The 24,830-nt window shown below is 40.8% G+C and carries 22 protein-coding genes and 1 other annotated feature; of the genes, 15 read left to right on the top strand and 7 right to left on the bottom strand.

Annotation, left to right across the window (positions count from 1 at the left end):
- Positions 1-15 precede the first annotated feature (15 nt).
- The 4 genes from ruvA to aspS form a co-directional block, all read right to left on the bottom strand.
- Complete coding sequence (gene ruvA, locus BTN98_RS03105; RefSeq protein WP_060996665.1) at positions 16-639, bottom strand: Holliday junction branch migration protein RuvA; 624 nt, start codon at positions 637-639, stop codon at positions 16-18.
- A 185-nt stretch (positions 640-824) separates the two neighbouring features.
- Positions 825-1,346, bottom strand: coding sequence for a crossover junction endodeoxyribonuclease RuvC (gene ruvC / locus BTN98_RS03100; protein ID WP_060996666.1), 522 nt, complete (start codon positions 1,344-1,346; stop codon positions 825-827).
- A gap of 20 nt (positions 1,347-1,366) precedes the next feature.
- Positions 1,367-2,113 carry a YebC/PmpR family DNA-binding transcriptional regulator gene (locus BTN98_RS03095; RefSeq protein ID WP_060996667.1) on the bottom strand — a complete coding sequence of 249 codons (747 nt, stop codon included), beginning with the start codon at positions 2,111-2,113 and terminating at the stop codon, positions 1,367-1,369.
- Positions 2,114-2,311: 198 nt separating this feature from the next.
- Positions 2,312-4,096 (bottom strand): aspartate--tRNA ligase, encoded by a 1,785-nt coding sequence (gene aspS, locus BTN98_RS03090; protein ID WP_060996668.1) that lies wholly within the window; start codon positions 4,094-4,096, stop codon positions 2,312-2,314.
- Positions 4,097-4,423: 327 nt separating this feature from the next.
- Here aspS and BTN98_RS03085 point away from each other — a divergent pair, with 327 nt between their 5' ends.
- The 8 genes from BTN98_RS03085 (at position 4,424) to BTN98_RS03050 (ending at position 12,172) form a co-directional block, all read left to right on the top strand.
- Entirely contained in the window at positions 4,424-5,320 is an 897-nt protein-coding gene (locus BTN98_RS03085; protein ID WP_060996669.1) for a DUF72 domain-containing protein, read from the top strand.
- A 174-nt stretch (positions 5,321-5,494) separates the two neighbouring features.
- On the top strand, positions 5,495-6,223 hold the full coding sequence (gene cmoA / locus BTN98_RS03080) for a carboxy-S-adenosyl-L-methionine synthase CmoA (RefSeq protein ID WP_060996670.1): 729 nt from the start codon (positions 5,495-5,497) through the stop codon (positions 6,221-6,223).
- Between the two features lie 16 nt (positions 6,224-6,239).
- Positions 6,240-7,214, top strand: a complete 975-nt coding sequence (gene cmoB, locus BTN98_RS03075; protein WP_060996671.1) for a tRNA 5-methoxyuridine(34)/uridine 5-oxyacetic acid(34) synthase CmoB — start codon at positions 6,240-6,242, stop codon at positions 7,212-7,214.
- 88 nt (positions 7,215-7,302) lie between these two features.
- Positions 7,303-8,109: an ATP-dependent zinc protease family protein gene (locus BTN98_RS03070; protein ID WP_060996672.1), complete on the top strand. Its 807-nt coding sequence runs from the start codon at positions 7,303-7,305 to the stop codon at positions 8,107-8,109.
- Positions 8,110-8,123: 14 nt separating this feature from the next.
- Positions 8,124-9,638, top strand: a complete 1,515-nt coding sequence (locus BTN98_RS03065; RefSeq protein ID WP_060996673.1) for an inactive transglutaminase family protein — start codon at positions 8,124-8,126, stop codon at positions 9,636-9,638.
- 3 nt (positions 9,639-9,641) lie between these two features.
- The gene (locus tag BTN98_RS03060) at positions 9,642-10,616 is read left to right on the top strand and encodes an alpha-L-glutamate ligase-like protein (protein ID WP_060996674.1); all 975 of its coding nucleotides are present in this window, start codon (positions 9,642-9,644) and stop codon (positions 10,614-10,616) included.
- A gap of 135 nt (positions 10,617-10,751) precedes the next feature.
- Positions 10,752-11,261, top strand: a complete 510-nt coding sequence (locus tag BTN98_RS03055) for a VC2046/SO_2500 family protein (protein WP_060996675.1) — start codon at positions 10,752-10,754, stop codon at positions 11,259-11,261.
- Positions 11,262-11,482: 221 nt separating this feature from the next.
- Positions 11,483-12,172 (top strand): SDR family oxidoreductase, encoded by a 690-nt coding sequence (locus tag BTN98_RS03050; RefSeq protein WP_060996676.1) that lies wholly within the window; start codon positions 11,483-11,485, stop codon positions 12,170-12,172.
- Positions 12,173-12,380: 208 nt separating this feature from the next.
- Here BTN98_RS03050 and adhE read toward each other — a convergent pair whose 3' ends face one another.
- Positions 12,381-15,065 carry a bifunctional acetaldehyde-CoA/alcohol dehydrogenase gene (gene adhE, locus BTN98_RS03045; RefSeq protein WP_060996677.1) on the bottom strand — a complete coding sequence of 895 codons (2,685 nt, stop codon included), beginning with the start codon at positions 15,063-15,065 and terminating at the stop codon, positions 12,381-12,383.
- A 724-nt stretch (positions 15,066-15,789) separates the two neighbouring features.
- On the opposite strand from adhE, the gene BTN98_RS03040 reads away from it, so the two are divergent.
- Entirely contained in the window at positions 15,790-16,428 is a 639-nt protein-coding gene (locus tag BTN98_RS03040; protein ID WP_060996678.1) for a YchE family NAAT transporter, read from the top strand.
- A 186-nt stretch (positions 16,429-16,614) separates the two neighbouring features.
- Positions 16,615-17,433 (top strand): ion transporter, encoded by an 819-nt coding sequence (locus tag BTN98_RS03035; protein ID WP_060996679.1) that lies wholly within the window; start codon positions 16,615-16,617, stop codon positions 17,431-17,433.
- 65 nt (positions 17,434-17,498) lie between these two features.
- Here BTN98_RS03035 and cysS read toward each other — a convergent pair whose 3' ends face one another.
- Positions 17,499-18,881 (bottom strand): cysteine--tRNA ligase, encoded by a 1,383-nt coding sequence (gene cysS / locus BTN98_RS03030; RefSeq protein ID WP_060996680.1) that lies wholly within the window; start codon positions 18,879-18,881, stop codon positions 17,499-17,501.
- A gap of 191 nt (positions 18,882-19,072) precedes the next feature.
- Between cysS and BTN98_RS03025 the strand changes: the two genes are divergently transcribed.
- Entirely contained in the window at positions 19,073-19,567 is a 495-nt protein-coding gene (locus BTN98_RS03025) for a peptidylprolyl isomerase (RefSeq protein WP_060996681.1), read from the top strand.
- A gap of 44 nt (positions 19,568-19,611) precedes the next feature.
- A complete protein-coding gene (gene lpxH / locus BTN98_RS03020) occupies positions 19,612-20,352 on the top strand; it encodes a UDP-2,3-diacylglucosamine diphosphatase (protein WP_060996682.1) in 741 nt (246 codons plus the stop codon).
- Between the two features lie 87 nt (positions 20,353-20,439).
- Here the strand turns inward: lpxH and BTN98_RS03015 are convergent, their stop codons facing one another.
- Complete coding sequence (locus tag BTN98_RS03015; RefSeq protein ID WP_060996683.1) at positions 20,440-21,336, bottom strand: sulfite exporter TauE/SafE family protein; 897 nt, start codon at positions 21,334-21,336, stop codon at positions 20,440-20,442.
- Between the two features lie 214 nt (positions 21,337-21,550).
- On the opposite strand from BTN98_RS03015, the gene BTN98_RS03010 reads away from it, so the two are divergent.
- The 3 genes from BTN98_RS03010 (at position 21,551) to hisD (ending at position 24,826) form a co-directional block, all read left to right on the top strand.
- Positions 21,551-22,075, top strand: coding sequence for a YchJ family metal-binding protein (locus tag BTN98_RS03010; protein WP_060996684.1), 525 nt, complete (start codon positions 21,551-21,553; stop codon positions 22,073-22,075).
- Positions 22,076-22,430: 355 nt separating this feature from the next.
- Positions 22,431-22,565 (top strand) — a sequence feature (His leader region).
- Between the two features lie 59 nt (positions 22,566-22,624).
- The gene (gene hisG / locus BTN98_RS03005) at positions 22,625-23,521 is read left to right on the top strand and encodes an ATP phosphoribosyltransferase (protein ID WP_060996685.1); all 897 of its coding nucleotides are present in this window, start codon (positions 22,625-22,627) and stop codon (positions 23,519-23,521) included.
- Positions 23,522-23,524: 3 nt separating this feature from the next.
- Positions 23,525-24,826 (top strand): histidinol dehydrogenase, encoded by a 1,302-nt coding sequence (hisD, locus tag BTN98_RS03000; protein ID WP_105029944.1) that lies wholly within the window; start codon positions 23,525-23,527, stop codon positions 24,824-24,826.
- The last annotated feature ends 4 nt before the right edge of the window (positions 24,827-24,830 follow it).

Raw genomic sequence — 24,830 nt, 5'->3', positions numbered from 1 at the left:
TTACAGAATGTGTAATTACACCATTGAACGAAGTGCATCACGAATAATCGCTTCACTAGTCATGTCTGGTTGAGCGACTTGTGCTACAACTTTTGCTGCAATTTGTGGTTTATATCCTAACGCCACTAACGCGCTAACAGCTTCATCTTCAGCACGGGCTTGCGCTGCTGGATGTTGAATTTCAGCATTAGACGCTGCGGTATCGAGTGCTGCGGTAAATAAATCACCTTCACCCCAACCCTTCAGACGATCTTTCATCTCAACCACTAATCGTTCAGCGGTTTTTTTACCCACACCTGGAATTTTAACCAGTGTGGTAACATCTTCTAATTCGACACTGCGCACAAATTGACTTGCTGTCATTGCCGATAAAATAGCTAATCCTAATTTAGGTCCGACACCATTGGCTTTAATAACTTCACGGAACAATTCACGCTCACTTTTTTTATTAAACCCATACAATAATTGTGCATCTTCACGCACCACAAAGTGAGTAAAAATAATCGCTTCTTGACCAATCTCTGGTAACTCATAGAAACAACTCATTGGCATCTGTACTTCATAGCCAATGCCGCCCACTTCAAGTAGTACTTCTGGTGGCTGTTTTTCAATCACAATTCCGCGTAGTCGACCAATCACAACATCATCTCTATAATAGGAAGTAAACTGGCACTAGAATAGTAAACTACTGGATCAATATCCAGCCCTTTATGTGTGATCTTTACTAAACCTGACTTAGAAAACCCACAATCTGTGATGTCATAAAATTAAGTCGATAAAAAAGCAGCGACTGCTGCTTTTTATAACCACGATAATCAAATCAATTAACGATAACGGCCGCGACGAGCACTGGTGGCTTTACCTGCCATCGCAATTAACGTTTTATGTGTATGAGCATGACAAATAGCAATCGCTAATGCATCAGCAGCATCGGCTTGAGGTTTTCCTTCGAGCTTAAGTACTGAGCACACCATATGTTGCACTTGGGCTTTATCAGCACCACCATTACCCACAACAGCTTGCTTTATCAATCGCGCAGCATATTCACTGACAGGCAAATCGGCATTCACTGCGGCAACAATCGCACTGCCACGTGCTTGACCGAGCTTGATAGCTGAACTGGCATTTTTGCCCATAAACACTTGCTCAATCGCAAAACAATCAGGTTGAAATTGAGTAATAACCTCAGAAACCCCAGCATAAATCTGCTTTAATCGACCGGGAATATCTGGACATGATGTACGAATACACCCACTACCTAAATATTCAAGTTTGCGTCCGACTTGACGAATAACCCCATAACCCGTGATCCTTGAACCGGGGTCAATACCTAAAATAATTGACATTTATATTCCGAAGCAAACACTTACTCTAGTGCTGCAGCAACTTCATCTGACATATCACCATTATGATAAACTTCTTGAACATCATCCAGATCTTCTAACGCATCAATTAACCGTAACAGTTTAGGTGCTGTTGTTATGTCCAATTCAGCTTTGGTTGACGGAACTAATGTGACTTCTGCGTTCTCAGCAGCAAAGCCAGCGTTATCTAATGCATCTTTCACAGCGCCAAAATCAGCAGGCGTGGTATAAACATCAATCAAACCATCATCATTAGTTTCAATGTCATCAGCACCTGCTTCTAATGCCACTTCCATTACCGCATCTTCATCTAGCCCAGCCGCGTATGAAATAACCCCTTTCTTCTCAAAAAGGTAACTTACACTACCATCAGTCCCTAAATTACCACCCGCTTTTGAAAAGGCATGGCGTACACCAGATACGGTACGATTACGGTTATCTGTCATACACTCAACCATCACCGCTGTACCAGCAGGGCCATAGCCTTCATAAATAACAGTTTCTACGCCGTCATCACCTTCACCACCAGCACCACGACTAGCTGCACGGTTAATGGTATCGCGCGTCATATTATTTGATAATGCTTTATCAATCGCAGCACGTAGACGTGGATTATTCTCGGGTTCAGCACCGCCTTCTTTTGCTGCAACGGTAATTTCACGAATTAGCTTAGTAAAAATTTTACCTCGCTTGGCATCTTGAGCAGCCTTGCGGTGTTTAATATTGGCAAACTTACTGTGACCAGCCATGAGTATCTCCTGCTACGATTAATTAATATCCTCTAAAAAACATAAACTAAATACAGCATGAAAGCGAACAAAAGACTTTTACCAAAACAGTGTTAAATCTAATAGTTATAAAAAAAGCCAATCCCAGTATTAGGTGATTGGCTCATTCTAAGCTGCCATCTAGCCTGTTTAGGCTAAATGGCAGTTAACAACATAAGATTACTGTTGATCTTGTTCTTTTTTCTTAGCAATATTTACAGCAATAGAAAGCTCTTCTAGTGATGCTGGGTTTGCTAGGCTTGGCGCATCAGTCAATAGACATGCTGCTGCTGTTGTTTTAGGGAACGCAATAACATCACGAATGTTATCAGTACCACAAAGTAGCATTACCAAACGGTCAAGACCAAATGCAAGACCTGCGTGTGGTGGTGTACCAAACTGCAGTGCATCAAGTAAGAAACCAAACTTCAGACGTTGCTCTTCAGTTGAGATACCTAGAATACCAAATACTGTTGATTGCATTGCTGAATTGTGAATACGTACAGAACCACCGCCCACTTCATAACCATTGATAACCATATCGTACGCATTTGATAGCGCAGCTGCAGGGTTAGCTGCTAGCTCTTCTGGAGTTAGGTTTAGTGGTGAAGTAAATGGGTGGTGCATTGCAGACAATGAACCATCTTCATTTTCTTCAAACATTGGGAAATCAACAACCCAAAGTGGTTTCCATGCTGCCTTATCGGTTAGCTCTAGATCTTCACCCAGTTTCAGGCGAAGTGCACCCATTGCTTCTGTAACAACACGCTTACTATCAGCACCAAATAGAATGATATCGCCAGATTCTGCTTGAGTACGCTCAAGAAGATTAGCTACCACTTCTTCGTTTAGGAACTTAGCCACTGGAGATTGAACACCCTCAATACCTGCAGCGCGATCGTTAACCTTCATCCATGCTAAGCCTTTCGCACCGTAAATACCGACAAACTTAGTGTACTCATCAAGTTGCTTACGGCTTAGCGATGCACCACCAGGTACACGAATAACAGCGACGCGACCTTTAGGATCATTTGCTGGTGCTGAGAATACTTGGAACTCAACATCTTTAAGAATATCAGCAACATCTACTAACTCTAGTGGGTTACGTAGATCAGGCTTATCAGAGCCGAAACGACGTGCTGCTTCTTCAAATGTCATTACAGGGAATGTGCCAAGATCTACGTTAAGTAGCTCTTTCCACATATCAGTGATCATTTTTTCAGTTGTCGCACGCACTTGATCTGCTGACATGAAAGATGTTTCGATATCGATTTGAGTAAATTCAGGCTGACGGTCAGCACGTAAATCTTCATCACGGAAACATTTAACGATTTGGTAGTAACGATCAAAACCAGACATCATTAACAGCTGCTTAAATAGCTGTGGTGATTGTGGTAATGCGTAGAATTTACCTTTATGAACACGACTTGGTACTAGGTAGTCACGTGCACCTTCAGGTGTTGCTTTTGTTAGTACTGGTGTTTCGATATCAAGGAATGCATTATCATCAAGGAAACGACGTACAAAGCTTGATGCTTTAGCACGAAGTTTGATGCGATCGCTCATTTCTGGACGACGAAGATCTAAATAACGGTATTTAAGGCGTTGCTCTTCTGAGTTCTTTTGGTTGAAATCAAGTGGTAACGCTTCTGAACGGTTGATAATTTCAAGGCCAGTTGCATAAATTTCAACTTCACCTGTTGCCATGTCTTTATTGCATTGGCTTTCAGGACGCTCACGCACTTCACCCGTTAGACGAATACAAAACTCGTTACGTAATTGGTTAGCTAGTCCGAAGATCTCTGTCATATCAGGATCAATAACAACCTGAACCACACCTTCGCGATCACGCATATCAATAAAGATAAGACCGCCCAAATCACGGCGACGGTTAACCCAACCGCATAAATCTACTGTTTGTCCTGCAAGGGACTTATTTAGGTGTCCACAATAATGGGTGCGCATAAGAAATTCCCAATCTATATATTTAGCATGCTTGTGTTTAAGTTACAGTTTACTGTTAACCAAAGCACAACTGGTTCAATCCCGACCGCTTGCTGTCTAATTTACGCATAAAATTGGATAGCAAGCCGGCCAAGAGGCAAAAATAACGAGCTATTATACCCAAACAGCCTCCGTTTGCGAAGTTAACCGCACGTTTATTCGCACGATCTACCACCAATCAAAAATGGAATCCTCAATGATCTTTTTCTAATGACGGTAATTTAAGCTTTTCTTGAACGAATACTTTAAAATTAAACCGTATTTATCTTAACTCCATTGAGGGTATTCATGACAAAGGCTATGGCTTGCAATGCGTTACCATTGCGATTAGGGTTAACTCAATGGTCACATAATCATTGGATTCAAAGCTTATACGGTAAAGGCTGCAAAAGTGGCGATCGTCTAGCTCGTTATGCCGAAATATTTACTACCGTTGAAGGTAATACCACCTTCTATGCCACGCCTCATATGACAACGGTTAAAAAATGGCATGATGCTACCCCTGACCATTTTCGATTTACCTTTAAACTGCCGCAAACTATTACGCATCAACAACAACTCCGCCATTGTGATCAAGCTGTTGCTGATTTTCTCAATACAATGCACGTTTTAGCACCTAAAACCGCGATCTGGAAAATTCAATTGCCTGCCCAATTTGGCCCTGATGCATTACCAGTATTAGCTCAATTTCTGAATAAATTCCCATCACACCTCACCACCGGTGTTGAAGTTCGTCATCCTGATTTTTTTACCAAAGGCGCGGCCGAACAAGCGCTTAACCGCTTATTAATTGAAAAAAACAGCAATCGAATTATTATGGATAGTCGGCCGCTTTTCTCCGCCCAAGCTACCACTGCAGCAATTATTGAGGCTCAACGCAAAAAGCCTCGCTTACCCGTGCATGCGATAGCAACTGCCAATAACCCTGTGATTCGGTTTATCGGCCATCCAAATGATAGCCATAATGATCCTTTCTTTAATAACTGGTTACAGCGTATTCCTTTATGGCTGGCTGAAGGCAAACAACCGTATCTGTTTGTTCATTCGCCGGATAACAACTATGCGCCGGAATCGGCGATGCGTTTATATCGGCGTTTACAGCAACAAATTGCGCTGACAATCCCCTTAGTTGATTTAGCACAGCCTCAACACTTACAACAAAATCAACAGATCTCGCTACTATAACAACGACCAAACTCAGACCACCATTTACAATTATTAAAGACAAATGCTGCTATTTTCTCTACAATACGCGACCTTTCAAAGGTGATGGATCACCTGATGGCAGCTGTTTAACATAAACCGCCATCACAGTCCCTGTAGGATCCCTGTTCTTTATATATGATGAGGTTCGTGAGAATGGCAAGCCACGACAATATTTTTGCTACGCCAATTGCAAAGCTCGGCGACTTTACGTTTGATGAACGTGTGGCTGAAGTTTTTCCCGATATGATTCAACGCTCGGTACCGGGTTATAGCAATATTATCTCTGCTATTGGTATGCTCGCTGAACGTTTTGCCAAACCGCATTCAAAAGTGTTCGATCTTGGCTGTTCACTGGGCGCTGCCACGTTATCAATGCGCCGTCATATTGATCAGGAAGGCTGTGAAATTATCGCCATTGATAATTCAGCGGCGATGGTTGAACGGTGTCGATTATTAGTTAATGCTTACCGTTCTGAAACGCCAGTACAAGTAATTGAAGCCGATATTCGTCATGTTGATATTCAAGACGCTTCTGTTGTCGTGCTTAACTTTACTCTCCAATTTCTATCTCCCGATGATCGACTCGCATTATTAGAGAAAATCTATGCAGGCCTACGCCCTGGTGGCATTTTGATCTTATCGGAAAAATACATTTTTGATGATGAACGAGCCAATGAACTGCTGATCGATCTTCATCACGACTTTAAACGAGCCAATGGCTATAGCGAATTAGAAATCAGTCAAAAGCGCAGCGCAATTGAAAATGTGATGCGCCCAGATAGCATTGAAACTCATAAACAACGTTTTAATGATATTGGTTTCTCTAGCTCTGAAGTGTGGTTCCAATGCTTCAACTTTGGCTCAATGTTTGCGATTAAATAAGGTTTACAGTTCCAATATGTTTAGTTTTTCAGCTTTTTATCAACTTCTCGCTCAACATGAAACGTTGCGCCCATGGTTAAATACTCTACCTAAACAATTAAGTGATTGGGAACAACAAGAACACGGTGACATGGCGCGTTGGGTACGTGCGCTACAAAAGTTTCCAACCGATAAACCCGATATTATTGATCTAAAAAACGAAGTCAGTGTACATAACCAAGTTCCTATTGCCGATGGTGAAAAAAAGCGTTTAGAAAGTCTATTACGCTTATTGCACCCATGGCGTAAAGGCCCTTTCACTATCCACGATATTCATATCGATACTGAGTGGCGCTCTGATTGGAAATGGGATCGTGTATTACCTCACATTACCCCATTAAAAGGCCGCAGCGTATTAGATGTTGGCTGTGGCAATGGCTACCATATGTGGCGTATGCTCGGTGAAGGTGCCAAGCTAACTGTCGGTATTGATCCATCAAGTCTATTCTTAATTCAGTTTGAAGCCATTAAGCGTTTAATGGGCCAAGACGAGCGAGCATATTTACTGCCTTTAGGTATTGAGCAATTACCTGAGTTAAAAGCGTTTGATACTGTATTCAGTATGGGCGTTCTTTATCACCGCCGTTCACCATTAGATCATATTCTGCAATTAAAGAATCAATTACGAGCTGGCGGTGAGGTAATTTTAGAGACATTAGTTATCGATGGTGATGAGAATACCGTGTTGGTACCGACTCACCGTTATGCACAAATGCATAATGTGTATTTTTTCCCATCTGCTAAGGCTTTAAAAGTATGGATGGAAAAATGTGGCTTTGTTGATGTACGTATTGTTGATGAGAATATTACTACTACAGATGAACAAAGAACAACCAACTGGATGACAAATAATTCCCTTCCAGAATACTTAAATCAGGAAGATAACTCAAAAACGATAGAAGGTTATCCTGCTCCTCGACGTGCGATTCTTATTGGACGGAATCCTGACTAACGACTGACAAAAGGGATGCTGTTTGCATCCCTTTTTTGATGTAAACTAATGTTGTTATTATATAAAACAGACGCACATAGGAGATATGATGCTTCGTCTTAGCGTATCAGTAATTGCACTAGCGATACTTTCAGGATGCACCTCAAATGCAACGCTAGAGAAAAATCACCAACAAACTTTAGCTGCAATCAATAATGTTGAAACGCATATTGATACTAAAATCAATAATGTTTCTACACACGTTGAAAACCAACAGCAATATATAGGCCAACTTGAAAGAAAATTAGCATCTATCTCAAAAGATATAAAATTTCTTAAGCATAAGAGCCGAACTCAGCCTAAAGTCATTATTGAAAAACAAATTGTTCGTGTTCCTGTGGAGCAACCTGCCACCGACTCTAAAACCGCGAATGGTAAAGCTATTTTAGGTCAAGAAGAATGGGTATGGATAGACTCAGTTAAAAGCCACTTTAAAGCACGTGTAGATACAGGTGCGACCACATCATCGCTAAATGCAATCGATGTACAAACGTTTGAACGTGACGGTAAAGAATGGGTTCGTTTTAATTTAAGTCATGATTCTGCCGAGGATACACCAGCAGAAATTGCAGCGAATAACAAAGCAAAACCAGAAACCATTGAAGCACCTATTTTCCGCTGGGTACGTATTCGTCAGTCAACCTCTGAAGAAGCCGTTCGCCGACCTGTTATCGAAGCTTGGATCACTTTAGGTAAGCTACACGAAAAAGCACAATTTACTCTCGCAGACAGAACGAAAATGGATTTTCCTATTTTACTTGGCCGTGAATTCTTTAAAGATATTGCGCTAGTTGATGTAGGTAAACAATTTGTTCAGGGAAAGACTGAGCCCAAACCAGTCCAAGTTAACAAATAAATGATGAGGATGTCATGACGTCTAGAATACCCTTTTATATTCTTATATCGCTGTTAATCATTTCAGGTATAGGATTAAGCATGTACCGCCATGATGTTTATGGTGTGCCATGGACCCCCGGTAAAGAACGGGCAGTATGGGAAGTTGAAGCTCGAGTACAATTCGATGCTATTGGCGATCCTGTTCAAGTGAAAATGTCAGCACCAGGCACACAGCAAGGCTTTACTCTTATCGATGAAAGTACTTCATCACCCCCTGGTTACTCTGTTGTGATCCACAATACCAAAGATGGTCGTCAAGCCGATTGGGCAACACGAACCGCAATTGGTAAACAAGTGTTGTATTACAAAACCCAATTACTGGTTGATGATCATGCTAAATATAAACCTGTACCACCTAAAGGTGAGCCTGCTGAAGTTAGCTTAAGTAATCCACAACAAACAGCAGCAACCGCATTATTAACCCAAGCGCGTAATTTATCTGCTGATGATGTGACATTAGCGCGCGAGTTAATTCGTGAGCTACATGATAAGCAAAATCAAAATGCTGCGGTGCTACTTGATACAATGTCATCGGCTGATGTAGTTACTAGCCTATTATCACTTGAAGGCATCAATTCTCGTATTGTTAGTGGCTTAACACTTGAAGATGGACGTCGTCGTCAAAGTGTTTCGCCAATGGTTGAAGTGTGGGATAAGCAACAAAAAAACTGGCAACTGTTTAACCTGACTACAGGCGAGCAAGGCAAACCTGAAAATGTGATGATTTGGAATCAGCAAGGTAATGCGCTACTTGATGTAGTAGGTGGTCGAAACTCAAACATCAGTTTCTCGATTATTGCTCAAGACATCACGCCACAACGTGCAACCCAAGAAAAGATTAAAGCAGAAGATCTGCTGAACTTCTCAATCCATAGCTTACCGCTTGAAGAACAGGCGATGTTTAAAACCATCATGCTGGTTCCTATCGGTGCACTAATTGTGGTGTTCTTACGTGTGATCATTGGATTAAAAACCTCTGGTACTTTCATGCCAGTATTGATCGCGGTTGCTTTTGTACAAACACAATTACTGACTGGTATTGTTGGCTTCTTACTTATTGTAGGTACAGGTTTAATTATTCGAAGTTACCTCTCGAAACTCAACCTACTTCTGGTGGCACGAATATCCGCGGTCATAATAACGGTTATATTGATTATTTCGATATTCACCGTAGTGGCATTTAAAATTGGTCTGATTGAGGGTCTAACTATTACCTTCTTCCCAATGATTATCTTGTCATGGACCATCGAGCGGATGTCGATTTTATGGGAAGAAGAAGGCGCGAAAGAAGTGTTTATTCAAGGTGGTGGTTCACTGTTAACCTCAGTATTAATTTACCTTGCAATGACAACACCTATTATTCGTCATCTAACGTTTAACTTTATTGGTGTGCAGTTCCTTATTCTGGCAGCGATCTTAATCTTAGGTAACTACACTGGTTATCGTCTAAGTGAGTTACGTCGCTTTAAGCCACTCGCTGAGGACTAACCTATGTCATTTTTTTCACAGTTTACTTCACCACAAAAACTGCGTGATCGTGGCATCATGGGCATGAATAAACGTAACCATAGCTATATTGGACGTTACAATGACCGTAGTCGTTATCCTCTTGTGGATGACAAATTAAAAACTAAGTTAATTGCTCAACAAGCGGGAGCGACAGTTCCTGATTTGATTGGTGTTATCGATAGCCAAGCAACAGTTAAGCATATTCATCATATGGTTAAAGACTGGCCAGGATTTGTTATCAAACCTGCTCAAGGCTCTGGTGGTAAAGGCATTTTGGTTATTGTGAAGCACAAAGACGGCGTTTACGTTAAGCCCTCTGGCGCTGAGATTAATAAGCAAGATGTTGAGCGCCACATTACCAATACGCTAGCAGGATTGTTCTCGCTTGGGGGGAAAAATGATGTTGCGATGGTCGAGAACCTGATTCAATTTGATAATGTGTTTGATGGCTTTAGTTATGAAGGTGTGCCCGATGTACGTGTGATCGTATTTAAAGGCTACCCTGTTATGGCAATGATGCGCTGTTCAACATCAGCCTCTGATGGTAAAGCAAACTTACACCAAGGTGCCGTTGGTGTCGGTATCGACATTGCGTCAGGAAAAGCAATTCGAGCGGTACAATTTAACCAACCGATTGAGCGCCACCCTGATACTGACCGTCTATTGAGTGAACTTAAAGTTCCTGAATGGAATAAATTGTTAGTGCTCGCATCAAGTGCATGGGAAATGACAGGTTTAGGATATATGGGTACCGATATGGTGTTAGATAAAACCAAAGGCCCAATGGTATTAGAGCTTAATGCTCGCCCAGGGTTAGCAATTCAAATCGCTAACGGTACTGGTTTATTACCTCGCTTACGTCATATTGAAGCAATGGGTGTGACGGCACATACACCAACACCTGAAGAACGAGTTGCCTATTGCGCGCATCAATTTGGTGCTAAGCCTGAATTCTAATCTGGTTTTAACGCAATAATTTTATTAGCCCTGATATGTTCAGGGCTTTTTATTATTTAAAATAAATCATTAAAGTTATCCATACTATTGTCGATAACTTAAGTATCATATTTTATGTAGATAGTTATTCGTTACATGCAAACTCAATCACTTGATAATATACAGCTTATTAATGAAATCCAACTCGGTACTAACCTCAACCATGCGGTTGAAGGTGGTCGTCGAGCTGATTTTGCATTAATGCTGGCATTATTATCTACTGATCTGCATGAGAACATTCCTGTTGATACCACGCCAGTTGAAACACAATCATCACAGCAGCTACGGGCTTATTTTGAAATTCCAGCCTCACAGCCACTGACATCAACACCATCATGCTACTCACGCGCTGCTGAACAAGCACAAGCATTTCACCAAGCAAGTTTAACCAGTACTCGTTTACTTGAACAATTACAGCCAACAGCTCTATCTTACCCGCCACAAAAAACAAAAGGTTTACCTGAAGATTTATTTCATAATCTATCAATTCATGAGCGCCGTAAACTTCCCCCTATCGAGCCAAAGCCTCTGCAAGCGACACCACAAGATCTTTATTTAGCATTAATTAAATCTAAACGAAAAAGTGAAATGAATTTGGCTGCTTAGAATAATATTTGCAGTTGATCAAAGATAAAATATCATCTTTGTGCAGGTAGAATTAGATCAGAATTTGTTCGTGACCTCGCTCATAATTTCTTCTTTATTATTATTAGTTTGCAGCTTTATTGACTAGTATTGGTGTCAGTAACCGCCTTAGAGATAACTACAATAACATCTATACCAATAAGGCATAAACAAGACTATTAAAATATTAAGGCTAGGAATATATGCATATCGGACAATCAGTCGCTATTATTACCGATGCTGGTAATCCTATTGGTAAAGCTGTCGCCCTTCATTTCGCATCATTAGGCGCAACATTAGCCTTGGTCGATAGTAATGAACCGGAGTTACAAAAGACCTTAGAATCCTGCTGTAAGATTAATGATGCTGCAGCTGCGTTTTACATACAATACTACGATGAAGCTAGTATTCAGCAGTTATTCCAACAAGTATGCGAACGCTTTGGAGCAATAAATATTTTATTAAACACCTGGACTGGGACTGAAATACCGCAACTGTTATCACCAACTTCCATTACTGACTTTAATGATATTATGCAAAAAAGTGCAGCGAGTTTTTTTATTTTTGGCAAGATTGCCGCTGAATTTATGCAAAACCAACCCCATAAAAGTGTGATTATTAATTTAGCCTTAAGCCATGAGAACCATCATCCTCATACACCAACCACCAGTAAAACGGTTGTCAGTGGCTTGACGCAAAGTTGGGCTACTGAACTGGCAGATTTTAATATTCGAGTTGGTGGTATTGTGCCAATTAATTTACAAGACAAACACCATGATCAGCACACTATTGTTAACGTGCCAATGCAAGATGAAATAGCGCGTAACGTTGAGTATATAGTCAGAAACGATTCTTTTAACGGCCGCATGCTAGAGTCTGAAATTGGCGTCTAATTTCGCAACCTCAAACAATAACTGTAATCAATAGGCTGAGTATAACAACTCGGCCTTTTTTAGATTTCAAGGTTAAGAGGTTAAGAGGTTAAGAGGTTAAGAGGTTAAGAGGTTAATTTTAATCACTTATCGAGTCAGGTAAATCCAGCCAAACAAAAAGCCCGTCTATTACTAGACAGGCTTTTTTATATTTTAATCAGTAAAGATATTAAGCTTTTGCTTTTTTACCTTTAACAGCAACTTGTACTGGCTCTGATTTCTTGATTACTGTTGTGCCTTCAAACGCTTCACCTTCAATGAAAGGCTTACCGTAGTAAGAAGCAAGTAATACTTCTTTTAGCTCAGAGATTAGAGGGTAACGAGGGTTTGCACCAGTACACTGGTCATCAAACGCTTCTACCGCTAACTCATCAACTTTTGCAAGGAAATCTGCTTCAGCAACACCCGCTTCTTGAATTGACATTGGAATCTGAAGATTCACTTTCAATTCATCTAACCAAGTTAGTAGACGCTCAATCTTCTGTGCAGTACGGTCACCAGCGTGTGATAGACCCAAGTGGTCAGCAACTTCAGCATAACGACGACGCGCTTGTGGGCTTGCGTACTGTGAAAATGCAGTTTGCTTAGTTGGGTTATCATTTGCGTTGTAACGAACTACGTTAGAAATCAACAATGCGTTAGCAAGGCCGTGCGGTACGTGGAACTCAGCACCTAGCTTGTGCGCCATTGAGTGACAAACACCTAGGAATGCGTTAGCAAACGCGATACCCGCGATAGTTGCCGCATTGTGTACTTTCTCACGTGCGATTGGGTCATTAGCACCGTTCGCGTAGCTTGATGGTAAGTACTCTTTTAGCATTCTTAGTGCTTGAAGTGCTTGACCGTCTGAGTATTCATTAGCAAGAACAGATACATAAGCTTCTAGTGCGTGAGTTACTGCATCGTAACCACCAAACGCTGTTAGCGACTTAGGCATATTCATTACTAGGTTCGCATCAACGATAGCCATTTGAGGCGTTAACTCGTAATCCGCTAGCGGGTACTTAGCACCAGTTTTATCGTCAGTTACAACCGCAAATGGTGTTACTTCAGAACCTGTACCAGATGTAGTAGTAATACATACTAGCTCAGCTTTCTTACCCATTTTAGGGAACTTGTAGATACGCTTACGAATGTCCATAAAGCGCATTGCTAGTTCTTCGAAATGCGTTTCTGGGTGCTCGTACATAACCCACATGATCTTCGCAGCATCCATTGGTGAACCACCACCTAGTGCAATAATCACATCAGGTTGGAAGCTCTTCATTGCTTCAGCGCCTTTCTCAACAACAGACAGTGTTGGATCCGCTTCTACATCAAAGAATGTTTGAACTTCGATACCTTGTGCTTTAAGCAAAGATACGATTTCATCTGCGTAACCGTTATTGAATAGGAAACGGTCTGTTACTAAGAACGCACGCTTCTTACCTTCTAGGTCGCTAAGTGCGATTGGAAGGCTACCACGACGGAAGTAAATTGATTTAGGTAGTTTATGCCACAACATATTTTCAGCTCGCTTCGCTACTGTCTTCTTGTTGATAAGGTGCTTAGGACCTACGTTCTCAGAGATAGAGTTACCACCCCATGAACCACAACCAAGAGTTAGCGAAGGTGCAACGTTAAAGTTGTAAAGGTCACCGATACCACCATGAGTAGTTGGGATGTTTACAAGAATACGTGCAGTTTTCATCTTGTCGCCGAAGTACTTAATACGGTCAGCGTTAGTATCTTGGTTAGTGTATAGGCCAGATGTATGACCGATACCGCCAATCTCAACCATTGTTACCGCTTGGTCTACAGCATTTTCAAATGAAGACGCGCGGAACATACCTAATGTAGGAGATAGTTTCTCGTGTGCGAACTCGTCGTCGTAAGAAACTTGCTCACCTTCACCGATAAGAATCTTAGTATTAGCAGGAACTTTAACGCCTGCCATTTCAGCAATTTTAGTTGCTGGCTGACCAACGATATCTGCGTTTAGGTTGCCGTTAATCAATAAGATTTTACGAACTTTATCCGCTTCATCTTTAGAAAGAACATAACCGTTGTGAGAAGCAAAACGTGCTTTCACTTCGTCATATACTTCGTCCATAACGATAACTGCTTGCTCAGAAGCACAAACAACACCGTTATCAAATGTCTTAGACATAAGTACTGATGCTACTGCACGCTTAATGTCTGCAGTTTCATCGATAACAACAGGTACGTTACCCGCACCAACACCGATAGCAGGCTTACCTGAAGAGTAAGCAGCTTTAACCATGCCTGGACCACCAGTTGCAAGGATAAGGTTGATATCGTCGTGCTTCATTAGTGCATTTGAAAGCTCAACAGATGGTTGGTCGATCCAACCAATAATATCTTTCGGAGCACCCGCTGCAACTGCTGCATCAAGTACAAGCTTAGCTGCTGCATTCGTTGAATTTTTAGCACGTGGGTGTGGCGAGAAGATAATCGCGTTACGTGTTTTAAGAGAAATAAGTGATTTAAAGATTGCTGTAGATGTTGGGTTCGTTGTTGGAACGATACCACAAATGATACCTACAGGTTCTGCGATAGTCATAGTACCGAACTCTTCGTTCTCTTCTAAGATACCGCAAGTTTTTTCATCTTTGTATTTGTTGTAGATAAATTCTGACGCGAAGTGGTTTTTGATAACCTTATCTTCAACAATACCCATACCAGATTCAGCAACAGCTTGCTGTGCTAGAGGAATACGTGCGTTATTTGCAGCAAGAGACGCTGCACGGAAGATCGCATCTACTTTCTCTTGAGAAAAAGTAGCGAATTCTTTTTGAGCCGCTTTAACACGTGCAACCATTGCATCTAGTTCAGCCATATTTGTTACAGGCATACATAAACTCCTAGCTTTAAGATTAAAAATTATTTAGTAAGAACATGCTGGAATCCTTTCACATTTAAGTGTTAAAAACCGTTAACACTTACTGCACTACACACACTTAGTAAATTGCTTTCAAATTTGATTATAATTTTTCACACAGTAAAAGAAATTGATTTAGATCACTACACCCTAAGAATGCTGTTAAAACCACTAATTTGCCAAAAGCAGTGTGTTTTTCATACTTTTACATGCGTTTTTATGAATCTCATCGTTGATTTATCTAATATGTACTAAAACCATTTATTTCACAAGACGAAATATTACGTAATAAAAATACATTTACTAGCCCCTATCACATCCAGTTGTGACATAAATCACGATTTATTATGCTAATCGCTTAATATTTGTTGCATATTACCTAGCACGTTATTTGCCCTCTAAGCGTAATACACAAAAATTTACTTTACATAATCTATTCACTATAAAAATTATCGACTCCTTAATAAGCAAAAATCAGCTTTTATTGGTAGCTGAAATAACCCGCTTAGATTAAAATCTTGTAACAACGATATTTATACACATCTGTCTTGTATCGTTTATTGAATTTGGTAATACACTCTTACCATTGAAAAATCACCTTATGCTGTGTGATTTTTATTACCACGATAACGGGTCAAATGGCTTTTTTTTCGTTTTACTACACCATCATAAATTTTGCTAACTGACAGGTAATCTTATGCAGGCTTTTGATATAGCTATATTTTTGCATTTTTTCGTTGGGCTTATTGCGACGGTAAACCCGGTCGGTATCATGCCTGTTTTCGTTTCTTTAACCGGTTCAATGAATGCTGATGAGCGTAATAAAACCGCGCTAACAACTAATATTGCGGTTGTTATTATTTTGATTGTTGCATTAATAGCTGGGCAACATTTACTGGATCTGTTTAGTATTTCAATTGACTCATTCCGTGTTGCTGGCGGTTTGCTACTACTTAGCATCGCATTTTCAATGATGAGTGGTAAAATTGGCGAAGTTAAACAAAATAAAGAAGAAAAGTCAGAGTCAGTGAGTCGTGAGCAAGTTGGAGTTGTTCCTTTAGCTATGCCATTAATGGCGGGTCCCGGTGCAATCAGTTCTACGATTGTGTATGGATCGCGTTACCCTGGCGTAGCTTCTACAATGGGAATTGCGATTACTATTATCATATTTGCTTTTTGCTGTTGGTTATTATTCCGTTCAGCACCTTATATTGTGCGCTTTTTAGGTCAAACAGGGATCAACGTGATTACTCGTATCATGGGTTTGATACTTGCAGCACTTGGGATTGAATTTATCATTAATGGTTTGCGAGTAATGCTGCCCGGTTTGAGTTAATAGCGTCGTTTATTTTGCAATAAGCATTGAGCCTCAACATTTTGTTGGGGCTTTTTAATATTCAATAAAAACATAAGTCAATGCAGGGTTTTGATATACTTGAAACTATCGCAGCCAGTTAATGGCGTAACGTAGCTTTCAAAAGAGGATGCTGCGTTTTTCTTGTTAATAAATACTATTTGAATTATGACAAAACTAACCTTCAGACAACGTCTATATCAAATTATTTTCGGCACCTCGACTCGCTTCGGACAATGGTTTGATATTGCGTTAATTATTGCCATTATAAGCTCTGAAATAATTTTAATTATCTCATCGGTTGCCAGCATTGAATCACAATATTCACATTTACTTGTTAATGCTGAATGGGGATTTACGATTCTGTTTACCATTGAATATATTGTACGTTTATATTGCTCTCCACGTCCGTTAGCATATGCGCGCAGTTTTTATGGTGTTATTGATTTAATGGCGATTCTTCCTGCTTATATTGCATTTTTAATTCCAGGTTCGAATTATTTATTAATCATTAGGTTAATTCGTGTGTTACGTATTTTCCGAGTGCTAAAACTAGCTAGATTCCTTCGAGATTCCAATATTTTATTGCGATCTCTTCGTCACGCTCAGCGTAAAATTTTTGTTTTTTTTAGTTCGGTATTAATTCTTGTAACAGTGTTTGGATCTTTAATGTTCATTATTGAAGGTCCAAGCAATGGTTTTACCAGTATTCCTAAAAGTATCTATTGGGCTATCGTGACAATTACTACTGTCGGTTATGGAGATATTGTGCCTCATACGGTGATGGGTAAAGCACTCGCATCATTAACAATGCTATTAGGTTATTCAATACTGGCAGTGCCTACAGGTATTATTACTGCTGAGTTAAACCAAGAAATAAAAACCCATCGCGGACTTATTCGCTGCCCTAATTGTGCTACTAGCGGACACGAAATGGATGCGGAATACTGTAAGAAGTGCGGGACAAAATTGCCTGAAACGCTATAGCGCTAACAAAAGACATAAAAAAACCGAGGCATATAAACCTCGGTTTTATTTAACAATCAGCTAAATTATTTACGACGCCAAGTTGTACCTTGTGCACCATCTTCTAAGATAATGCCCATCGCCAACAACTTATCACGCGCTTCATCGGCAGCGGCCCAATCTCTAGCAGCACGAGCATCTAAACGTTGTTGGATCAAACTTTCAATTTCAGCAACATCATCTTCTTCACCAGCGCCACCTTGCAGGAAAGCCTCTGGATCTTGTGATAATAAGCCAAGAATATCAGCAAGTTCACGTAAACGAGCAGCTAATGTCGATGCTGCAGCAACATCATCAGTTTTCAGACGGTTAATTTCACGCGCCATATCAAACAATACTGAATATGCTTCAGGTGTGTTGAAATCGTCATCCATTGCATCTTTAAAGCGAGCAACAAACTCTTCACCACCAGCCGCTTCAACAGAGGTATCCAAACCACGTAGTGAAGTGTATAGACGCTCTAATGCAGAACGTGCTTGTTTTAAATTATCTTCACTGTAGTTTAACTGGCTACGGTAATGACCAGACATTAAGAAATAACGTACTGTTTCAGGATCATAATGGTTTAATACATCACGAATAGTGAAGAAGTTACCTAATGACTTCGACATTTTCTCACGATCAACCATTACCATGCCACTGTGCATCCATGTATTCACATATTGACCATCGTGAGCACAGCATGATTGCGCAATTTCATTTTCATGGTGAGGGAATTGTAGATCAGAGCCACCGCCATGAATATCAAAGTGATCGCCAAGAATAGATGAGTTCATCGCTGAACATTCAATGTGCCAACCAGGTCGACCAGGGCCCCACGGTGATTCCCATGTTGGCTCACCAGGCTTAGACATTTTCCACAACACAAAATCAAGTGGACTGCGTTTTGCCATGTCGATATCAACACGTGCACCCGCTTGTAGTTGATCAAGATCTTGCTTAGAAAGACGACCATAATCGTCATACTTGCTCACTTCAAACATCACATCGCCATTAGAAGCAACATACGCAAAACCACGCTCAATTAAACGTTCACAAAGTGCGATAATTTCTGCAATAAACTGTGTCGCACGAGGCTCAACATCAGGACGTTTCATGCCTAAAGCATCAAAGTCAGCGTGCATTTCACCAATTAAACGCTCAGTTAATGATTCACAGCTTTCGCCATTTTGAGCTGCACGTTTAATGATTTTATCGTCGATATCGGTAATATTACGTACGAAGGTAAGATCGTAACCTGAGTAACGCAAATAACGCGACACCACATCAAAAGAGACAAATGTACGACCGTGTCCAATGTGACATAAATCATAGATCGTAACGCCACAGACGTACATACCGACTTTGCCAGGATGGATGGGTGTAAATACTTCTTTTTGTCGTGTGAGCGAATTATAGATCTTTAACATGTCTCAGCATTACTCATTAATTTCGAATTTGTCGGTAATTACACCTTTTATAGCATTTGATCGCAAGGAAAATTCAAGGATGGATGCTATTTTAGCAATTAGTGCAGATTAAGCGGGTAATGTTTGTCTGACAAGGCTAAGGTAAGTTAATATTCACGCTTAGAGAAAACACTCCATTTAAGGAATAAATCATGATTACCCTTCACACAAATTTTGGTGATATCAAAATTAACCTTTTCGAAGATAAAGCACCTGTTACTTGTGCTAACTTCCTACAGTACTGCCGTGACGGTTTCTATAACGGTACTATTTTCCACCGTGTTATTGATGGTTTCATGGTTCAAGGCGGCGGCATGCTTCCTGGTATGGAAGAGAAAGAAACTCGCGCGACTATTCAAAATGAAGCAAACAATGGCCTAAGCAACAAAACAGGCACATTAGCAATGGCGCGTACTAACGCACCGCATTCTGCTAGCTCACAGTTCTTCATTAACGTAAAAGATAACAACTTCCTAGACTTCACTGGCGAGAACATGAGTGGCTGGGGCTACTGTGTATTCGCTGCTGTTGTTGAAGGCATGGACGTAGTTAATAAGATCAAAGCAGTAAAAACAGGCCGTAATGGTTACCACTCAGATGTGCCTGTTGAAGACGTTATCATCGAAAACGTAACAATCGAAGACTAATACTTCGCAAAGGGCGGTTAATTATCGCCCTTTATTAGTGACTTATGACCACATTATTTATTGCAGATTTGCACCTAAGTGCTGAACGTCCCGACATTACCGCCTGTTTCTTACGCTTTATGGCACAAGAAACCCACCATATTGATGCCTTGTATGTTTTAGGGGATTTATTTGAAATGTGGATTGGCGATGATGAAGACTCCCCTTTCTTACGCCAAATCAAACAAGCCTTCAAAACGTTAACTGATGCTGGCACACCTTGTTATTTTATCCATGGCAATCGTGACTTTTTAATTGGCAAGCGATTTAGCCGAGAAACAGGTATCACATTATTACCTGAACATACCGTGGTTGATCTCTATGGCACACCAACATTGATTTTACACGGTGATACACTGTGTATTGAAGATCAAGCCTACCAACGCTACCGTAAAAAAGTCCACAATCCAGTTATTCAATGGTTATTTGCTCGATTACCGTTATCGTACCGTATTAAAGTCGGTGATAAATTCCGCCAAAATAGCGGTAAAAATAATCAAACTAAAAGCCAATCAATTATGGATGTTACTCAGACAGAAGTGATCCGTATCATGCGTGATGCTAATGTCACTCAAATGATTCATGGCCATACTCACAGGCCGAAGATTCATAATTTTGAGATTGACGGCATTCCAGCTCAACGGATAGTGCTTGGCGATTGGTATGATAACGGCTCGGTACTAGTATATAACGTTGATGGCTATCAACTAGAAACGCGCAATTTCAATACACCAAGCTCAGATTGATAATCCATATCCCTAGCGATAAAAAGCACAAAAGGTACGACATGCGTACCTTTTTTATTTATAAATAATAGTGCCAAAATATTACGCTTATTGTAATTTCATCGCTGAAGTTGGCATAGTCTTTCTATCTGCAGCCCATGAACGGTACATAGTTACAGAAGTATAGAAAACCACTGCACACACTAACCACGCAAGTACATGCATATCTAACGATTTCACCAAATAAGCAGCAACTATCACCATTATCGGCCCAACCAAGGCAACAGTGACTGTTGCACGGCTATTAAAACGATTATGACGAATAAAGCTCGCAGACGAGAAGAAACTTAAAAATGCACATGAACACATCATTACCGGAAAAGCAGCTAATGGATTCATACCTAGTAGGTAAATCATCACCATACATGGCGCATATAAACCAATACCCACCGTCATTAAAGCGCCAAAAATAAAGTTACCGATAATACCTATCACTAACTTCCAGCCACTTAATCCCAAGCTACTCCCACCTAGTGGAAACAACTTTAGCTGACCTGCAAGCATCAATCCTGCCACAATTAATAATGCAACACTCATTACGATACGAATATGCTGTCGATCCCAACTTGAGACTAACCGTGCTCCGATCGTGGCACCAATACAAGCCGCAATAACAAGGCTTAATAAGGTTACCGAATCAACCGATACCGCCGTCATAAAGATAAATGCCTGAAATACCGTTGGCATCACTGACTGACAATTTAGAGTACCGGGTAATTGCTGATCATCAATCAACTTAAACTGCTTGTAGCCTGCCGTCATGATAGCAAAACTACCAATCCCTAATGTGTCACAAAAATGGGCAAAACCACCAACAATAGCAACAGGAATAATACGTGTATCAGCTTCCTGCTTGCGATTTTTTTTCCATGCCATAAACAGCATAAAACTAAAAATACCGCCACCAACAAGCAATCCCGCTTGTATCAAGGTAAATATCGACATAACTACTACAAATACGAGAGGGTTATTTAAGGGGCACAATTGTGCATGTCACTGCTTTTATTCCAGTGGCGGATATTATGTACCTATGTGTTATTAGTTTCCATTTTTTTAATCACTCAATCAATATATTGCGCCAAATATAAACACTGATTGCCAATAAAGATGATGAAAACGTAAACTAAGGCTAATTTCTTTACTAAGATCGACTAAAAACATGCCAAAACATCACGATGAGTGCCCTTGTGGCAGCCACAAACTACTTGCTGAGTGCTGTAAGCCTATTCATGCCAATCATGCATTAGCAACCCATCCAGAACAACTGATGCGCGCTCGATACAGTGCCCATGTCTTAGGCTTAGTGGATTTTGTGGTACAAACTTATCACGCTAGCTGTGACGCAGAGCAACATCGTGCAGCCATTGCAGAATCCATCGCCTTAACATGGCTAGGCCTTGAAGTGATCAACAGTGAAATAGCAGCTGATGGACAAGGCTATGTTGAATTTAAAGCGGGTTATAAAGAAGCTGGCGAAGAATATATATTACAAGAACGCTCGCGTTTCGTACAAGAATCCATTAACGGTCAACGCTATTGGTTTTACATTGATGGTGAGTATCCACAGCCACCACCTTGTGAGCAACCTGCACCGTCAGCGCCAGTGACCAGTAACAAAACTGTTGGTCGTAATGATCCTTGCCCTTGTGGTAGCGGTAAAAAATATAAGAAATGCTGCGGCTAAATCAATTTATGTCACAAAATAATTAATCAATGGGGATTTGATAATCCCCATTTGTTGACTCCACAATTGTTGCCACATTGATAAACCCCACCCAAACACGTTACAAACATCGTCACACCTACAGATGTACCCTGCGAAAACAAAAACAAATAATCCATTAAACTTCATGACCTTAATAAATAACCACTCTTTTTTTATTCCTTAAAGGCATCAATACAATAAATTAACATTTAATTTAACTTTTCACTCAATTTATTGTTGCAAAAAACAATTAGCTTCGTTAGTGTGAATAACAACAACGAATAGCGTTCAACCTTATTGAGTAAATATTTATGCGTATCCAAATGGTCACATTTCAGCACCATCATCATCCTGACTAGTCTTTCGGGAGGATACGCCTCACCCTGGAAGACGCATTTTTCTTCCAGTGGTCATAACGGAATATCTCATTCAGACCCTCGGAAGAAGTTTCTTTCGAGGGTTTTTTAATGCCCAATTTTCAATTCGAAAGATTGATGATGTGAATGAATTTAGACAAGGAATATAACCATGCAAACCCAACGACTACGTATTGCGATTCAGAAAAAAGGCCGTCTGAGTAAAGAATGCCAAGACTTACTTAAACGCTGTGGAGTTAAGTTTAATATGATGGGTGAACGACTTGTAGTTCACGCTGAAAATATGCCAATTGACCTGTTACTCGTTCGCGATGATGATATTCCGGGTCTGATCATGGATGGCGTGGTTGATTTAGGCGTTATCGGTGAAAACGAACTTGAAGAAGTCGGTCTTGAACGTGCCGCACGTAACGAAGCCTGTGAGTATATCAAACTGCGTCGACTTGATTTTGGTGGTTGTCGTCTCTCAATTGCAATTGATAAAGACGCTGATTACAGCGGTCCTCAAGATCTAAATGGTAAACGTATTGCCACCACTTACCCGCAATTAGTTAAGCGTTACATGGATGATATCGGGGTTAAATTTACTACCTGTATGCTTAACGGCTCGGTTGAAGTTGCTCCTCGTGCAGGTCTTGCTGATGCGATTTGTGATTTAGTGTCAACCGGCGCGACCCTAGAAGCCAATGGCCTCAAAGAAGCGGAAGTTATTCTGCGTTCTAAAGCAGTACTGATTCAGTCAACTGAAACTATTAGTGATGACAAACAAGCGTTAATAGAACGCCTTCTGACCCGTATGCAAGGTGTTATTCAAGCCAAAGAATCTAAATACATCATGCTACACGCTCCCACTGACCGCCTTGACCAAATTAAACGTTTATTACCTGGCGCGGAAGATCCAACAGTATTACCACTGGCTGGCGATCAAAGTCGAGTAGCCATTCACCTAGTGAGTTCTGAAAATCTATTTTGGGAAACCATGGAACAACTAAAAGAACTCGGTGCCAGCTCTATTCTGGTATTGCCAATTGAAAAAATGATGGAGTAAGGTATGAAAACGGTAGTATGGCAATCCCTCACTAAAGACCAACAACAGCAACTTCTTGCACGTCCTGCGGTAACTAATGGTGCTAATATCAGCGCTATTGTCAGTGATGTTATAGAGCAAGTACGCCAGCAAGGTGATGATGCCCTGCTCACGCTGACTGAAAAATTTGATGGTCAACGCCCAGAAACTCTAGCGGTTTCAGCGACTGAAGTAGATGCTGCCTGCGCACGCTTAAGTGATGATATGAAAGCGGCTTTAGAACAAGCACATCGAAATATCACCACTTTTCACCTTGCACAACAGCAACCGACATTACGTGTTGAAACTCAAGCTGGTGTCATCTGTGAACAAATCACTCGCCCAATTAACTCTGTCGGGTTATATATTCCAGGTGGTAGTGCGCCATTACCTTCTACCGTTCTCATGCTAGGCGTACCTGCACAAATTGCGGGTTGTCGCCAGATTACCTTATGTTCACCACCACCAATTGCCGATGAAATTTTATATGTCGCCAAATTGTGTGGCATTAATAATATTTACAATGTCGGTGGTTCTCAAGCCATTGCTGCGATGGCTTATGGTACAGAAACTATCACCAGTGTTGATAAGATTTTTGGCCCTGGCAATGCATTTGTTACTGAGGCTAAACGCCAAGTAAGTAATGATTTCAGAGGTGCTGCAATTGATATGCCAGCAGGACCATCTGAAGTATTAGTGATTGCCGATGACACGGCTGATCCCGATTTTATTGCTGCAGATTTATTAAGCCAAGCAGAGCACGGACCGGATTCACAAGTGATTTTGGTTACGCCAAGTCAAGCGATTGCCGATCGTACTGCAGCCGCTATTGAACAACAGTTAACCCAACTTCCACGCGCTGATATTGCAAAAAAAGCACTCGCTTCTAGTTTATTAATTGTCACCGAAACCTTGCCTCAATGTGTGGCGATTTCAAATCAATATGGCCCTGAACACTTAATTGTCCAAACCTGTGAACCGCGAGAGTTAGTATCATTACTCGATAATGCGGGTTCTATTTTCTTAGGCAAATGGTCACCGGAATCTGTCGGTGACTATGCATCAGGCACTAACCATGTTTTACCGACATATGGTTACACCCGTACTTATTCAAGCCTCGGCTTAGCTGATTTTAGTAAACGAATGACAGTACAAGAATTATCCGCTGATGGCTTACTTGGTATTGCAAAATCAGTGACCACTATTGCAGAGGCTGAAGGGCTTGATGCCCACAAACACGCTGTCACTATTCGGGTTAATAAACTAACGCAACAACAAGAGAATTAATCAT

It is taken from the genome of Photobacterium aquimaris, assembly GCF_002954455.1.
GTDB lineage: Bacteria > Pseudomonadota > Gammaproteobacteria > Enterobacterales > Vibrionaceae > Photobacterium > Photobacterium aquimaris.
This window is presented reverse-complemented; position numbering and strand designations above follow the sequence as displayed.

Coding starts and splice junctions, on each gene's coding strand:
- BTN98_RS03010 (WP_060996684.1), top strand. CDS start 21,551: ATGCCAAAACATCACGATGAGTGCCCTTGTGGCAGCCACAAACTACTT.
- aspS (WP_060996668.1), bottom strand. CDS start 4,096: ATGCGCACCCATTATTGTGGACACCTAAATAAGTCCCTTGCAGGACAA.
- BTN98_RS03060 (WP_060996674.1), top strand. CDS start 9,642: ATGTCATTTTTTTCACAGTTTACTTCACCACAAAAACTGCGTGATCGT.
- BTN98_RS03095 (WP_060996667.1), bottom strand. CDS start 2,113: ATGGCTGGTCACAGTAAGTTTGCCAATATTAAACACCGCAAGGCTGCT.
- hisG (WP_060996685.1), top strand. CDS start 22,625: ATGCAAACCCAACGACTACGTATTGCGATTCAGAAAAAAGGCCGTCTG.
- hisD (WP_105029944.1), top strand. CDS start 23,525: ATGAAAACGGTAGTATGGCAATCCCTCACTAAAGACCAACAACAGCAA.
- BTN98_RS03015 (WP_060996683.1), bottom strand. CDS start 21,336: ATGTCGATATTTACCTTGATACAAGCGGGATTGCTTGTTGGTGGCGGT.
- BTN98_RS03070 (WP_060996672.1), top strand. CDS start 7,303: ATGCTTCGTCTTAGCGTATCAGTAATTGCACTAGCGATACTTTCAGGA.
- cmoB (WP_060996671.1), top strand. CDS start 6,240: ATGTTTAGTTTTTCAGCTTTTTATCAACTTCTCGCTCAACATGAAACG.
- ruvC (WP_060996666.1), bottom strand. CDS start 1,346: ATGTCAATTATTTTAGGTATTGACCCCGGTTCAAGGATCACGGGTTAT.
- BTN98_RS03055 (WP_060996675.1), top strand. CDS start 10,752: ATGCAAACTCAATCACTTGATAATATACAGCTTATTAATGAAATCCAA.
- cmoA (WP_060996670.1), top strand. CDS start 5,495: ATGGCAAGCCACGACAATATTTTTGCTACGCCAATTGCAAAGCTCGGC.
- BTN98_RS03035 (WP_060996679.1), top strand. CDS start 16,615: ATGACAAAACTAACCTTCAGACAACGTCTATATCAAATTATTTTCGGC.
- lpxH (WP_060996682.1), top strand. CDS start 19,612: ATGACCACATTATTTATTGCAGATTTGCACCTAAGTGCTGAACGTCCC.
- cysS (WP_060996680.1), bottom strand. CDS start 18,881: ATGTTAAAGATCTATAATTCGCTCACACGACAAAAAGAAGTATTTACA.
- BTN98_RS03085 (WP_060996669.1), top strand. CDS start 4,424: ATGACAAAGGCTATGGCTTGCAATGCGTTACCATTGCGATTAGGGTTA.
- BTN98_RS03050 (WP_060996676.1), top strand. CDS start 11,483: ATGCATATCGGACAATCAGTCGCTATTATTACCGATGCTGGTAATCCT.
- adhE (WP_060996677.1), bottom strand. CDS start 15,065: ATGCCTGTAACAAATATGGCTGAACTAGATGCAATGGTTGCACGTGTT.
- BTN98_RS03040 (WP_060996678.1), top strand. CDS start 15,790: ATGCAGGCTTTTGATATAGCTATATTTTTGCATTTTTTCGTTGGGCTT.
- BTN98_RS03065 (WP_060996673.1), top strand. CDS start 8,124: ATGACGTCTAGAATACCCTTTTATATTCTTATATCGCTGTTAATCATT.
- BTN98_RS03025 (WP_060996681.1), top strand. CDS start 19,073: ATGATTACCCTTCACACAAATTTTGGTGATATCAAAATTAACCTTTTC.